12 protein-coding genes are annotated in these 13,111 nt (G+C 58.2%); 5 read left to right on the top strand and 7 right to left on the bottom strand.

The genetic code is table 11. The features are described 5' to 3' along the window. The first annotated feature begins 156 nt into the window (after positions 1-156). Entirely contained in the window at positions 157-1,722 is a 1,566-nt protein-coding gene (locus IEW73_RS03510; RefSeq protein ID WP_188670719.1) for an arylsulfotransferase family protein, read from the top strand. On the opposite strand, the gene mmsB is transcribed toward IEW73_RS03510, so the two are convergent. Genes mmsB through IEW73_RS03525 form a run of 3 tightly spaced genes read right to left on the bottom strand, consistent with a single transcriptional unit; the run spans position 1,719 to position 5,297 of the window. Further along, positions 1,719-2,615 (bottom strand): 3-hydroxyisobutyrate dehydrogenase, encoded by an 897-nt coding sequence (gene mmsB / locus IEW73_RS03515; protein WP_188670721.1) that lies wholly within the window; start codon positions 2,613-2,615, stop codon positions 1,719-1,721. The genes IEW73_RS03510 and mmsB overlap by 4 nt on opposite strands. A gap of 30 nt (positions 2,616-2,645) precedes the next feature. Beyond that, a complete protein-coding gene (locus IEW73_RS03520) occupies positions 2,646-3,785 on the bottom strand; it encodes an acyl-CoA dehydrogenase family protein (RefSeq protein WP_188670723.1) in 1,140 nt (379 codons plus the stop codon). Between the two features lie 6 nt (positions 3,786-3,791). Next, the gene (locus IEW73_RS03525) at positions 3,792-5,297 is read right to left on the bottom strand and encodes a CoA-acylating methylmalonate-semialdehyde dehydrogenase (protein ID WP_188670725.1); all 1,506 of its coding nucleotides are present in this window, start codon (positions 5,295-5,297) and stop codon (positions 3,792-3,794) included. Between the two features lie 117 nt (positions 5,298-5,414). On the opposite strand from IEW73_RS03525, the gene IEW73_RS03530 reads away from it, so the two are divergent. Then, on the top strand, positions 5,415-5,942 hold the full coding sequence (locus IEW73_RS03530) for a MarR family winged helix-turn-helix transcriptional regulator (protein WP_229675715.1): 528 nt from the start codon (positions 5,415-5,417) through the stop codon (positions 5,940-5,942). Between the two features lie 18 nt (positions 5,943-5,960). On the opposite strand, the gene IEW73_RS03535 is transcribed toward IEW73_RS03530, so the two are convergent. The 4 genes from IEW73_RS03535 to IEW73_RS03550 form a co-directional block, all read right to left on the bottom strand. Then, positions 5,961-6,878 carry an SMP-30/gluconolactonase/LRE family protein gene (locus tag IEW73_RS03535; RefSeq protein WP_188670727.1) on the bottom strand — a complete coding sequence of 306 codons (918 nt, stop codon included), beginning with the start codon at positions 6,876-6,878 and terminating at the stop codon, positions 5,961-5,963. Between the two features lie 29 nt (positions 6,879-6,907). Further along, positions 6,908-8,131: a lipase family protein gene (locus tag IEW73_RS03540; RefSeq protein WP_188670729.1), complete on the bottom strand. Its 1,224-nt coding sequence runs from the start codon at positions 8,129-8,131 to the stop codon at positions 6,908-6,910. 199 nt (positions 8,132-8,330) lie between these two features. Beyond that, complete coding sequence (locus IEW73_RS03545) at positions 8,331-8,489, bottom strand: hypothetical protein (protein WP_188673170.1); 159 nt, start codon at positions 8,487-8,489, stop codon at positions 8,331-8,333. 74 nt (positions 8,490-8,563) lie between these two features. Then, complete coding sequence (locus IEW73_RS03550; RefSeq protein ID WP_188670731.1) at positions 8,564-9,370, bottom strand: TspO/MBR family protein; 807 nt, start codon at positions 9,368-9,370, stop codon at positions 8,564-8,566. 256 nt (positions 9,371-9,626) lie between these two features. On the opposite strand from IEW73_RS03550, the gene IEW73_RS03555 reads away from it, so the two are divergent. The 3 genes from IEW73_RS03555 to IEW73_RS03565 all read left to right on the top strand — a co-directional run bounded on the left by IEW73_RS03555 (position 9,627) and on the right by IEW73_RS03565 (position 12,867). Further along, the gene (locus IEW73_RS03555; RefSeq protein ID WP_188670733.1) at positions 9,627-11,012 is read left to right on the top strand and encodes a hemolysin family protein; all 1,386 of its coding nucleotides are present in this window, start codon (positions 9,627-9,629) and stop codon (positions 11,010-11,012) included. Then, the gene (locus IEW73_RS03560; RefSeq protein WP_188670735.1) at positions 11,009-12,067 is read left to right on the top strand and encodes a hemolysin family protein; all 1,059 of its coding nucleotides are present in this window, start codon (positions 11,009-11,011) and stop codon (positions 12,065-12,067) included. The genes IEW73_RS03555 and IEW73_RS03560 overlap by 4 nt, the downstream gene beginning before the upstream one ends. A gap of 68 nt (positions 12,068-12,135) precedes the next feature. Further along, positions 12,136-12,867 (top strand): PP2C family protein-serine/threonine phosphatase, encoded by a 732-nt coding sequence (locus IEW73_RS03565; protein WP_188670737.1) that lies wholly within the window; start codon positions 12,136-12,138, stop codon positions 12,865-12,867. The last annotated feature ends 244 nt before the right edge of the window (positions 12,868-13,111 follow it).

The raw sequence follows: 13,111 nt of genomic DNA on the forward strand, positions 1-13,111 counted from the left end.
ATGTCACTGTGCTGACGACCGCGGAATGCCGTAGCGTGGCGTCATTGTATTTGTGTCCACGTCAGACTGAGTGCGGGCGTCGCAATCGCTGATACAGGGGTGGTGGGATCGGTGCAGTGGCCGGGGTGCTGGCGTGCAAGGTTACGTCTCGTTGCAGTGGGTGCCACTGTGTTGCTCGCTGGTGGGTGCATCAAACCTGAGGTGCCTCCGACATTCCCCGCCACACTCGATCTCGGAGCCGAGACGTTTATCTCTGCGCCCCACTTGCGTCCGCCGGTGGTTAAGGACATGTTCAAACTTGAGTCAGCAACAACTGGCATGTTGCTGTTTGCGCCTCATTTCCGATCGAGTTCCGATGCTGATGAATGGGACGCTTTAATCGAGGACGCTGCGGCCGAGGACTCAGCAGCGCGGGATGCGGAGCCGTTGGCGGCGCGCCCGGATGCAGGCATTTTGATGGTAACTAACGGTGGGGAGACGAGCTGGTTCCTCCCGGCCTGGGACGATATCGAACTGCGCAATGTGGCGGTACAGAACTTGGGTGATCAGCAGGTGATCACCTACTGGCGTGGCAGTGTCGTGGACGAACAGACCGGTGAGGGCGAGTTTGTCATCGTTGGGTCGGACATGGGCGAATTGCGCACGGTTAATGCGGCCAATGATCTCCGTGCGAGCTTCCAAGATTTGGTGTTAACCGCGCGTAATTCCGCGCTGCTTATCGCCCACCCGGTCGTTCGCCTCGACGAGGGCGACATTCGTACGACGATCGTCCAGGAGGTCGCCCTCGACACGGGTGAGGTGCTTTTCGAGTGGAATGCCCTTGATCATGTTGATCCATCGGAATCAACCGTCGAGAAACCTCAGGATGATGAAGTTCCCTGGGATTACTTCCATGGCACCTCCGTCAGCGAAGGCACAGACGGCAGTGTTTTAATTTCTGCGCGCAATACCAGCACTGTCTACAAGGTAGATCGTGAAACGGGCACTATCGTGTGGCGTCTCGGCGGGAAACTGAGCGACTTCACCGGCGATGATGACGCGCGGTTTAGCTACCAGAACGACGTTCGGTGGCGCAATGAGGGGCGCATAAGTTTGTTGGATAGCGGTATCCCACCGGTGGACCGCCGTGACAGTGACCGTGACAGTGACACAGACACAGACACAGACACTGAAAGCGACGATGAGGATGTGCCGCTACCGCCCTCCCGTGGGCTGATCCTGGGTATCGACGAGGTGGAACGAGCTGTCACGGTGGAGGCTGAGTTTCCTCACCCTCTCGGATTTTCAGGTAGCACCGCAGGTAGTCACCAGGTGCTAGAAAATGGGAATAGTGTTGTGGCGTGGGGTTCTCACGCCAGCATCACTGAGTTCACCCGTGACGGCGGCATTGTGCGGCACGCAGTGTTCCCGGCCTCGATGGCGACGGATCGTGCGATCCTCGCGCAGTGGGCAGGAACGCCCTTCGCTCGTCCTGCTCTCAACGCACGCAGCAACACGACTACTACCCGACTGAATATGAGTTGGAACGGTTCCACTGGTGTGACCAGGTGGCGCATCCTTGCTGGCGATGACCGCGATGACTTGGAGGTCATCGAAACTGTGCCGAGGACGGGTTTCGAAACTGAGGCGACACTTGACCGCCGGTTTGGTTTTGTGCGCGTTCAGGCACTCAATGCGATTGGTGAGGTTCTCAGCCAATCGGATGTCGAGGAAGCCAGCTAGTCCGCTGGCTGTTCTGACCGGCGCCGGATGTCGTTGATGATGGCGGAGAAGTCAAGACCGTGTCCGCCTTCTTTGGCAACACGGTGGTAAATCTGTGAGGCGTGCTGCCCGAGTTCGCCCGTGACGCCACTTTTGGCGAGCGCGTTGGCGGCGAGGCCGAGGTCTTTATCCATGAGTTCCACAGCGAACCCAGGCTGGTAGTCATTGTTTGCTGGCGATGTGGGCACTGGGCCTGGAACCGGGCAATACGACGTCAGCGCCCAGCATTGGCCGGAAGCTTGCGAAGCGACCTTGAAGACGGTGTCGTGAGTAAGACCGAGCTTCTCCCCCAGTACGAATGCTTCACTGACCGCGATCATAGAAATACCAAGGATCATGTTGTTGCAGATCTTGGCGGCCTGGCCCGCACCTGCGGCACCGCAGTGCACTATGTTGCGGCCCATGATGTCGAGTAGTGGGCGTACCTGGTTGACGTCGTCTGCCGATCCGCCGACCATCATCGTCAACGTCCCGGCTGTGGCACCTGCTACCCCACCCGATACTGGTGCGTCGACAAATCGGTGCCCTGCTTTGACGGCCTTGTCGTGCGCTGTGCGTGCATCATCAACATCAATGGTGGAGCAGTCGAGGAAGAGAGTATTGGGTGTTGCTGTGGCGAGCACTGTGTCATACACCTGGTGCACGTGGGCGCCGCTGGGCAGCATGGTGATGACGACAGTTGCGTCTGCCACGGCTTTGTCGAGCGAACCCACTGTCGTGATGCCGTTTTCCGCGGCGAGCGCCAGTGCTGCGGGTACTACGTCGTAACCCTGAACTGGGTACCCAGCCGTGACGAGGTTGTGGGCCATGGGGCCACCCATGTGTCCAAGTCCAATAAATGCGATTGTTGGCATGACGACTGCTCTCTCTTCAGTACTGTGCGGTCAGGTGACGTTGAGGGTGGATCGTGCGACGACCATGCGCATAATCTCGTTGGTGCCTTCGAGGATCTTGTGAACCCTTAGGTCGCGAACGATCTTCTCGATTCCGTAGTCGGCGAGGTACCCGTATCCGCCGTGGAGTTGCAAAGCCTCATCGGCGACGCGGAATCCAGCTTCTGTGACGAAGCTTTTCGCCATCGCGCACAAGGCGATCTTGTCTTTCGAGTCATCGTCGAGTGCCTCCGCGGCGCGCCATAGGATGCTGCGTGATGCTTCGAGGTCAATGCGCATACCGGCGATTGTCGACTGGACTGTTTCCCGTTGGGACAGTTTTTGGCCAAAAGCGGATCGCTCATTTACATAGTGAACTGCTTTGTCGAGTGCTGCCTGCGCACCGCCAAGCGAACATGCGGCGATGTTGAGCCGCCCACCGTTGAGTCCATTCATTGCGATGCGAAACCCATTGTTTTCGCCACCGAGGATATTGGTAGCGGGGACACGGACATTGTCGAACATGACTTGCCGGGTGGGCATCGCGTTCCACCCCATCTTGGTTTCGTTCGCTCCGAAGCTTAGGCCCGCTGCTGAGCCTGGTACGAGGACGGCGGAAATACCATGCGGACCCGCGCCCCCAGTCCGGGCCATGACTACGTATGTTGAGCTCACCCCGGCGCCGGAAATGAACTGTTTCACTCCATTGATGACGAGTTCGTCCCCATCGCGGCGGGCCGATGTCGTCAGCGCTGCCGCATCGGACCCGCTGTTGGGTTCTGTGAGGCAGTAGCTCGCTAAGCTGTCCATCGTCGCCAGTGGGGGCAGCCAATCGCGCCGCTGCGCTTCGGTTCCGTATGTGTCGATCATCGAGGCAACCATGTTGTGGATTGACACGTAGGCGGCGATGGTGGGGCATCCGTGCGCAAGATGTTCGAAGATGCGGACGGAGTCGAGACGAGTGAGACCAGAGCCGCCGACGTCTTCGCGGACGCAGATTGCTCCCATGCCGAGGGTTGCGGCGCGGCGAAGTACGTCTACGGGGAAGTGTTTACGCTGGTCCCAGTCCAGTGCGTACGGTTCGATTTCCTCGTGGGCGAACTGTTGCACGGTGTCGAGAATCGCCTGATCATCTGCGGTTAACGTGAACATGTCTGATCACTTCATGGTGGGAATGATGAAGTGGCCTTCGTTTTCTTTGATGCCGGATGGCCACCGCTGGGTCACTGTTTTGGTTTTGGTGTAGAAGCGGATGGAATCGGGGCCGTGTTGGTTCAGGTCACCGAAGTTTGACGCCTTCCATCCGCCGAAGGTGTGGTAGGCGACGGGTACTGGGATTGGTACGTTTACGCCAACCATTCCTACGTTGACTCGGGTGGTGAAGTCCCGTGCCGTGTCACCGTCGCGGGTGAAGATGGCGACACCATTGCCGTACTCGTGCTCGCTCGGGAGTCGCAGCGCTTCGTCATATGTGTCGGCGCGGACCACGGTAAGGACGGGTCCGAAAATTTCCTCGATGTACGCACGCGATGTGGTGGGGACGTTGTCGAGCAGTGTGGGTCCGGTGAAGAATCCTTTTTCATGTCCGGGGAGCGTGAATGCACGGCCGTCGACGACGACGTCTGCTCCATCGGCGATGGCGATGTCGATGTAGCTGTTGACCCTGTCGAGCGCGTCTGAGCACACGAGTGGCCCAAAGTCTGCGTCCTCGTCGTCTGATGTTCCGACTGTGAGGTTGCGGACTCGTTCGGTCAGCTTCGCTACTAGCGCATCAGCGGTGGCTTCACCAACCGGTACTGCTACGGAGATCGCCATGCATCGTTCACCCGCTGACCCGTATCCCGCGCCAACGAGTGCGTCGGCAACCTGGTCGAGGTCCGCATCCGGCATGACGATCGCGTGATTTTTCGCGCCACCGAAGCACTGAGCGCGCTTACCATTTGCGGTGGCTGTGGAGTAAATGTATTGGGCGATCGGTGTTGAGCCAACGAACCCGACTGCAGAAATATCCGGGTGATGCAGGAGGGCGTCCACTGCTTCTTTATCGCCGTTGACGACGTTGAAGATGCCGGGTGGAAGTCCTGCTTCGAGGAATAGTTCGGCTAGACGTAGCGGTACCGACGGGTCACGTTCTGATGGTTTGAGGATGAACGCGTTCCCGCACGCAATGGCGGGCGCTGCTTTCCATAGGGGGATCATGGCGGGGAAGTTAAACGGTGTGATTCCGGCAACCACACCGAGCGGTTGGCGCATGGAGTAAACGTCGATTCCTTCGCCAGCACCGACGGTGTATTCGCCCTTGAGGAGGTGTGGAATGCCGCAGGCGAACTCGACGACCTCGAGTCCGCGTTGGATGTCCCCGTGGGCATCGGCGACGGTTTTGCCGTGCTCTGCGGAGAGTAGTTGTGCCAGTGATTCTCGTTCTTGTTCGACGAGGTGGAGAAACTTGGTGAGGATGCGCGCGCGTCGTTGTGGATTCCATGTGGCCCATGAGCGCTGCGCTTGCACGGCATCCGCTACTGCTGCGTCTACTTCGGCCGAGCTCGCTAGCGGCACTCGTGCCTGAACCTCGCCAGTGTTGGGGTTGAATACGTCGCTGTACCGACCAGAGGTCGATGCGGAGGGTTTGCCGGCGATGAAGTGGGTGAGGTCGCGAACGGGCATTGGTAGCTACCTTCTCAATCAGTTGCACAAAACGTGGTAGTCCAATAGTAGGACGTCCAAGTGTTTCCTGTCACGTCCGTGAACCAACACTTCTAAAATAAGTGACAAGATGAGTCGGTGAGCACCAACCACGCACTCCCCTTTGACCCCATCGCGCGGGCACAGCACCACTGGACCGAGCATGGGTGGGACGCCGCCGCAGACGGAATGGCGGCCGTCACCTCAATCATGCGAGCTCACCAAATCATGATCAGCAAGGTCGAAGATGCATTAAAGCCGCACGGCCTCACTTTCTCGCGCTACGAAGTGCTCATGCTTCTGAGCTTCACCAAGCGCGGCGAAATGCCGATGAGCAAAGCAAGCGCGCGACTTCAAGTTCACCCCACCAGCATTACGAACGCGGTCGACCGGCTTGAACGTGCAGGCCTTGTCCACCGAGTAGCCCACCCCGACGATCGCCGCACGACGCTCATCCGCATCACCGAGGACGGCCGGGAAAAGGCCACAGTCGCCACAAAGCAGCTCAACTCTGAGGTGTTCGGCAACATCGGGCTACCCACACAAAAAGCCCGGCAGCTGGTCGAAATTCTCACCGAATACCGTTACCTCGCAGGTGATTTTACAGAGCCACCAAGCGAGCGGTAACGGCATACGCCCCGACTACTACAGGTGCATGTGGGCGATCGCTGAACTCGACAACGAACCAAACCACAAATCGCCATTGCGCTCACGAACGCTAGTGAGGAGCTCGAACCCCTCCACACGGCCATATTCCTCATGCGCCACGGTGCCATCAGCGTTGATGCCGAGAAAACCAACGCCGGACTTCGGCTTCGGCAATACCTTCTCGGGAACCTTCGACACCAAGCGTCGAGCCGCGTTTGGCAAATACTGCACGAGCGACAACGCGCGGTTGGTTGGGTTTGCAAGCGCGACCCAAATCAACCCGTCCGTACCTGTTGAACAATTGTCCGGATACCCAGGAAGGTCATCAATCCACACTTCCGCCGTGCCAGTTTTTGGCCCCGTCAACCACACTCGCTGGATTTGCCTCGTTGACGATTCTGCAACCACCACAAAGGATTCGTCAGGCGCTAGCGCAACTCCGTTCGCGAATTGCAGCCCCTCCGCGATGACGTCAACTGCGCCGTCCGGTGAACGCTTGAGCAGTCGCCCTGTTCCGGTCTGCGCGATCATTTCGGCGCGCCACTGCGGGATGACAAACTCTGTCGAGGAGTCACTGAAGTAAATTGACCCATCCGACGCCACTGCGGCGTTGTTGCAGGTTCGCAGCGGGATACCAGCCACCTCCGATACCAGCGTCCGCACATTCCCGGTCGCAATATCCACGGCAAGCAAACCTGCATCTGACGCACACACCACCAGCTCGCCATCACCGAACAATTCGATACCCAGTGGCCGCCCTGGCAATTCAGCGATCGTCGAGAATTCACCATCCGGACTGCGGCGGATTATCTGACCATCAACCAACCCCGCGAAAACCGATCCGTCCGCCGCGATAACGACATCCTCAGGGCCTTCGCCCGGTACTGGATGAACAGCAAGAAAGGTGGTGCTCATACACAATCCTTAAAGTAAAGCCACGACGATTAGCACGTCGAAGGTGCGGGTTCACCGCGAAAACGTGCAGCGAGGTACTCATAGGCATCGCCAAAGCCCGCCGCTGCCGGGATTAGGTGCTCTGCAATATCGTAGGTGACAAACGTCAACTGCACCCCTGCGGAACAGTACTTCTGCGCGATTTCTTCGATGCCGTCATACGGAGTCAATGGGTCGAGCCGTCCATGCCACATGTACACCGACACCTCGGGAACACCCTCAAAGTGGCGCAGACTGTTCTCCCGCAGCACATCTCGCGCATCCCCGTTGTTGAGCCACCCATTCGAACGGGTCAGCACGCCTGCGTTATGAAAGACACCGTGGAACAGAATGGACCGGCGGCACTCGTTGCTGAGGAAGTTTCGCAACGACAGCCCCCGCTCATTGAGTTGCTGCGACATCCTGAAGCGATCAGGGTATTCACGCTCTAAACCGATGGCGGCAGCAAAGCCCAAACCGAAGCCGGGGTGCGGTTCGTTGCCGATTAGATCTGCCATTTGTTCCAAGTCCGCTGGAACGCCGCCTTGCACTACACCAACGATGTCAAGTTCGGGAGCGTAGGTCGGTTGGAGCGCAGCTGCCCATCCACTCGCCATTCCCCCGCCGGAATATCCAGCTAGAGCTACTGGGCTCGACACGAGGCCGAGTTCGGTCGCATTTTTCACTGCTCGCACGCTGTCGAGCGTCACCATCCCACCCAACCGTGCGGCGCCATAAGCATTTGTGGGACCAAGATGATCAGGCACGTTCACTGCCCAACCGCGCTGCAACGGGATCAACAGCCCCGGAGCCTCAACCTGCTCAAGGTTGAACAATCCGCGAGAGGGGGCACACTGCGACCCCAACGCATTAACAATCGCTTGATACGACAGCACTGGAGGTTTCGTCACACCACGGGGAACCAACACCGTGGTAACGCCGAGAATGGGATCGCCTTGAGAGTTTGTCGACCTAAACGCGAGCTGCCACCCCATGGAGTCTGCGTAGACACGCGTGTCGACAGAGCGCACCCGCACAACGTCGCCAGGCTGCAATTGAGCAAGGTCGGCAGGAGGTCTATAGAAGGCGTCAGGGTCCGGGATTGCATATGCCGGTGTGCTGTCACCTAACTGTGCGGTGGCTAGACCAGGACTAGTCAATCCATGAAGTATTGCTGCGCCAGCGACAATAACCCCAGCCAATACAGCGGCAATGCTCCGCGTTTGGACGCGCATCGATAAAGCTCCCCCTCGAAATGGTGCACCTAGGCAAAACTCACCCCGTCAGTACTCACAGCGACAGCGTTCAACTGTGATCTAGGCGTCACAACTAGATCACAGCCTGACACGAATTGCGACTTAGGGCACACCGATATGTTAAAGGGAGTCGTACGACTAGCGGCAATAGCGCGGCGCTAACCGGAAAACTGGCACGTCATTTGCCGTCCGCTATGTCCTCTTCAGGGCGCGGCGGGACAGTTTCGTCAACCTCCAGAATGTGGACATCTGCGAACTCTGGGTGTTCATGCAGAATTGCTTCCGCCAATTCGTGACCGTGCAGAGTCTCTGGGGACGGGTCAAACTTTTTGCCCATCTCGCACCTCCATGATCGTCTACTTCAGTGTAAAACTCTGCCGCGCAGAACTCACGTGAGCGGGACTCAGGCAGCTACGACAACCTGGGCCCGGTTGGCAACCGAACCAGTACGGTGATAACTCCAATTGTCACTGCAGCCGCCAATGCGGTCGATGCAGTCGTCGCATTCACGAGTTCACCAGAGAATCGGGCGTAGGCAATCCAGCCCAACCCCCACACGAGCGCGATGGCGGGTGCTGTCCTGCCGCCCGTGATCCACGCGAGAGCAACACCGACTACGGTAACCAGGCTCAGAGCAATAACGGACCAGAAAGTGGCACCCCACGTGGTGCCCTCAGCATCAATTCCGATGGAAACAAGCCAAGCGGTGATGTTTGCGAAAGTCGCCAGAGCGACCCAGCCGAGGTAGAGCCCGAATGTTCCGTCGACAATGACGCGTTCCGCTCGGCTTTCGGGGCACGTGTCTAACAGCCTGCCCATGATGGCGATGAGGGTTGTGAGCAACATCAGCATGATAAAGACACTGACGAGCAGCTGATCCATGACTGCGCTGACCAGCCAAGCACCGTTCAGGATCATCGATGCGGCCGCCAACGGCCGGAGTTGCTTCTGCCGGTAGGATCGCTTTTGGCCTGGCAGCGCTTGCCAGACGGCGTAGGCGATCAGTCCAATGTAAATCACTGTCCAAATACCGAACGCCGCGGACGCAGGTGCCACCAACGTGCCGGTTTCCCCGAGTACACCGTCGCCAGCATCGGCAATCGAACGCTCCCCGATGCGTCCAGCACCCACAAATGCAGCGGCAACGGCGACGAGAATTGCGGCGATGACACCAAAGCGCATGCTTGCTCGTGCACGGTCATCAAGTACTGCTGTCATGAAGCGAAACTCCCCTTTGTAGCCGTGCACGCCGCCATCGGTCATCCTGACACAAATCGCCAGAATTTCAGCGTTCCGGTTTGGACAGTGTCGCCACCTGATCCTCATCGAGGTCCAGCACGAACAGGTGTGATGTCAAGGCTGTGATGTCGCTGACGAATCCCCCACCTAACTGCGCGTACAGAGGCTGTGATCCGATACATTTAACACTTATGGACGGTAGCGATTTATGTAGTCACATTGCACGGGTGAATTCATGCTAGATGCCTGGTTACTCCTTGGCCTTGTGATTGTGCTGATTGCCGCAAACGCGCTGTTCGTTGCCTCTGAGTTTGCATTGGTGACTGTGGATCGCCCGACAATCGCGCAGGCGGCAGAGCAAGGTGACAAACGCGCTGCTTCAGTTCATAAGGCACTGAAATCGCTCTCAACGCAGCTATCAGGTGCACAGTTGGGCATTACGGTGACGAGCCTGGTTATTGGCTTTATCGCCGAACCCTCACTGGCGCGCATTTTGCGCGGACCCCTTGACTTAGCTGGACTGCCCGAAGCGACCACTCTTGCGATCGCCCTCGGTGCAGCGCTTCTGCTTGCCACTGTGACACAGATGGTGTTCGGCGAATTGGTGCCGAAGAACTGGGCGATCTCGGAACCCCTGCGAGTGTCGCTGGCTGTCGCGGGGCCACAGCGCGCCTTTACCGCAGCCACACGTCCTCTGATCGTGGTCCTGAACGGCGCCTCCAACGCTATCGTGCGTGCGCTCGGAGTTGAGCCGCGTGAAGAGCTCGCGTCAGCACGAAGCGCGCAGGAGCTCGGTTCGCTTGCGTCGCGGTCAGCGTCCGAAGGCCTACTTGAACAAGATGTCGCAGACCGGCTCACGCAGGCTGCTGAGTTTGCTGATCAGACGGCGGCCGACGTGATGACGCCTCGACCTCGCGTGAAGTTTGTCAGCACCGACACCACCGTCAGTGAGGTCCTGGAGCTGGTGGCAAAGACGGGACATGCCCGTTTCCCCGTCGAAGGCACGTCCGTAGACGATGTAATCGGTGTAGTGCACTTTAAGGATGCCCTAGCAGTCCCAGCGGACGACCGCGAAACAAAAACAGTCCGCGACATCATGGGCGAGGTACCGGTGGTGCCAAGTTCATTGCCAATCGACGACGTGTTGGCTGCCCTGCGTGGCGGTACCCACCTCGCTGTTGTTGTCGATGAATACGGCGGCACCGACGGCATCGTCACCATCGAAGACTTAGTTGAAGAAATTGTTGGCGAGATTGATGACGAGCAGGACCGTCCTTCAGCACGGGCACGGCAACTTGCCGACGGAACGTGGACGCTACCGGGCCAGCTCAGGCCTGACGAAATCGGCGACATCACAGGGATTGACCTTCCCGAAGGTGAGCATTCCGACACCATCGGTGGCGTCATCGTCGAGCAACTCGGACGGCTCGCCGTATCTGGAGATGTCGTGGTAATGACAGGGCGCAACACACAAGTCCTTGACAGCGACGGCATCGCTACTGACGCCGACGTGAAGTTGACAGTGACACAAATCGACGGACACAGGGTGGCGCGTGTTCGCCTGTCGCTCACTCCAAAAGACGTCAAGTCTTCGTCGCAGAGTGAGGACACACAGCGATGATCAACATAACCGGGATGCTTATCGGCATCGCCCTGTTGTTCGGCAACGCGTTCTTCGTCGGCGCCGAGTTCGCTCTGGTATCGACACGTCGAACACAGATTGAGCCACGAGCCGAAGCAGGAAGTCGCGTTGCGCGAATTACCTTGCGGGCGCTAGACAACGTGTCGTTGATGATGGCTGGGGCGCAGTTGGGCATCACCATGTGTTCGCTCGGGTTGGGTGCCGTCGCAGAACCGGCGGTGGCCTACGCGCTCGAAATCCCTCTCGAAGCTATCGGTGTGCCGTCCGCTTTCCTCCATCCCATTGCCGTAGTCATCGCGTTGACGATTGTGTTGTCCCTACACATGACAATTGGCGAAATGGTGCCGAAGAACCTGGCGATCGCCGGTCCCGAACGCACAGCGATGATTCTTGGTCCAATCTTGTACGTTCTAGTTCAGATCATGAAGCCGCTGTTGCTGCTCATTAACTTCCTGGCCAACACTGTGCTCCGCATCTTGCGGGTCACGCCCAGAGAGAAAGTGGCGACGGCATTCACAGCGGACGAGGTAGCTGGATTTGTCAGTGAGTCGATGGCAGAAGGTCTGATTGACCACGAAGAACATCAACTTCTCACGGGTGCGCTCACGATGAGTCGCGAAACGATTGAAACCATCACGGTGCCGCGTTCAGAGCTAGCGGTCTTGTCCATGAACGCGACAATCAGCCAGGCCCAGCAGGAATGTGTCCGCACCGGATATTCACGTTTTCCTCTCGCCGACGCTCATGGAGACCTAGCTGGGTACGTTCACGTTAAGGACCTTTTGTCGAGTGAACTCAACGCAGACGATCCCCTACCTGCACGCGTCATGCGGCCACTTCCCCGGTTTACGGCCAACACGTTGCTCGACGACGCACTGGAAGGCATGCAAGCTGGTGGCGTCCACGTTGCGCTCGTCAGCGGAACCAGTGGGGACATCATTGGTGTTGCCATGCTTGAGGACGTCGTGGAACGCCTCATCGGCGAAATTGGAGAGATTGGCGAGGTAACCGATCGGCCCACTTCGTCGTCGTGACACCTCCAAACATGCACAATCACCCCAACTAGCGGTGAAGTCCGCCGCTCACCACTACGCTTGTTCAAGTGGCATTCACTTTGACCGCCCATGCCGTAACTGATCGTGGCCTGTACCGGGAACGCAACCAAGATGCTCTCGCCGTAGACGGCTGGTTTAACCAATCGGATCATGGCGCGCTGACAAGCATGCGCATCGCCATTGAACATCCAACAGTTTTAGCGGTTGCAGACGGTGTCGGTGGGCAACTCGCTGGCGATGTCGCGAGTCGCATTGCTTTGATGGAAATGGTGTCCACGAAGGAACAGTGGGTATCACATGAGAATGTTGCCGCGTGCCTTCAGGCGATAAATGATCGCATCAGTGTCGTCGCTGACAACGCAAACCTCGCGGGGATGGCCACCACAATCGCGGGGATCGGCATCAGTGCTGATTCCGTCATCGCATTCAATATCGGCGATAGCAGGGTTTACACCTGCGCAGAAGGTCGTCCTCTGGAGCAAGTATCAGAGGACGATGTCGTGCGTGATTCGTTTGGGAAGCCGACCCATATGATCACTCAGTGCCTGGGCCGCCGTGATGAACCGCCCGTCCCCCACATCACTGAGTTCAATCTAGAACCTATGCGGGTCGTGGTGTGCAGCGACGGGATCCACGGGGTCATTGATGATCGAACGATGAATGCTGCGTGCGAGGATTTGGGGGGCGCCGATTGCGCGCGATTCCTCGCTGAGACGGCGGTAAACCGGGGAACGCGAGACAACTATTCGCTCATCGTCGTTGATATCGCTAGTGGTTGATATCGCTAGTGGTTAATAGCTGCGGCATTTGATAGCCACCGCCCGCAGTGACAGCGCTCAATCGGGATCGCACCAAACAGTGGCGCGGAGCGCTCTCACTACGGGACTGCAGCCCGTCCTTGGACTGCGGGTGTAGAACTCCCCAGCACAATTGCAAAAAATGCTGCACACCCCTCTGCGCAGCGATCACGCAACCATGTCCTGGTGAGTTCATCGGTCCTGCGGTCAAGAGCGTTACACCTAG

It is taken from the genome of Hoyosella rhizosphaerae (assembly GCF_014643175.1).
Taxonomy (GTDB): Bacteria; Actinomycetota; Actinomycetes; order Mycobacteriales; family Mycobacteriaceae; genus Lolliginicoccus; species Lolliginicoccus rhizosphaerae.

Coding starts and splice junctions, on each gene's coding strand:
- IEW73_RS03520 (WP_188670723.1), bottom strand. CDS start 3,785: ATGTTCACGTTAACCGCAGATGATCAGGCGATTCTCGACACCGTGCAA.
- IEW73_RS03550 (WP_188670731.1), bottom strand. CDS start 9,370: ATGACAGCAGTACTTGATGACCGTGCACGAGCAAGCATGCGCTTTGGT.
- IEW73_RS03545 (WP_188673170.1), bottom strand. CDS start 8,489: ATGGGCAAAAAGTTTGACCCGTCCCCAGAGACTCTGCACGGTCACGAA.
- IEW73_RS03560 (WP_188670735.1), top strand. CDS start 11,009: ATGATCAACATAACCGGGATGCTTATCGGCATCGCCCTGTTGTTCGGC.
- IEW73_RS03555 (WP_188670733.1), top strand. CDS start 9,627: ATGCTAGATGCCTGGTTACTCCTTGGCCTTGTGATTGTGCTGATTGCC.
- IEW73_RS03525 (WP_188670725.1), bottom strand. CDS start 5,297: ATGCCCGTTCGCGACCTCACCCACTTCATCGCCGGCAAACCCTCCGCA.
- IEW73_RS03540 (WP_188670729.1), bottom strand. CDS start 8,131: ATGCGCGTCCAAACGCGGAGCATTGCCGCTGTATTGGCTGGGGTTATT.
- IEW73_RS03535 (WP_188670727.1), bottom strand. CDS start 6,878: ATGAGCACCACCTTTCTTGCTGTTCATCCAGTACCGGGCGAAGGCCCT.
- mmsB (WP_188670721.1), bottom strand. CDS start 2,615: ATGCCAACAATCGCATTTATTGGACTTGGACACATGGGTGGCCCCATG.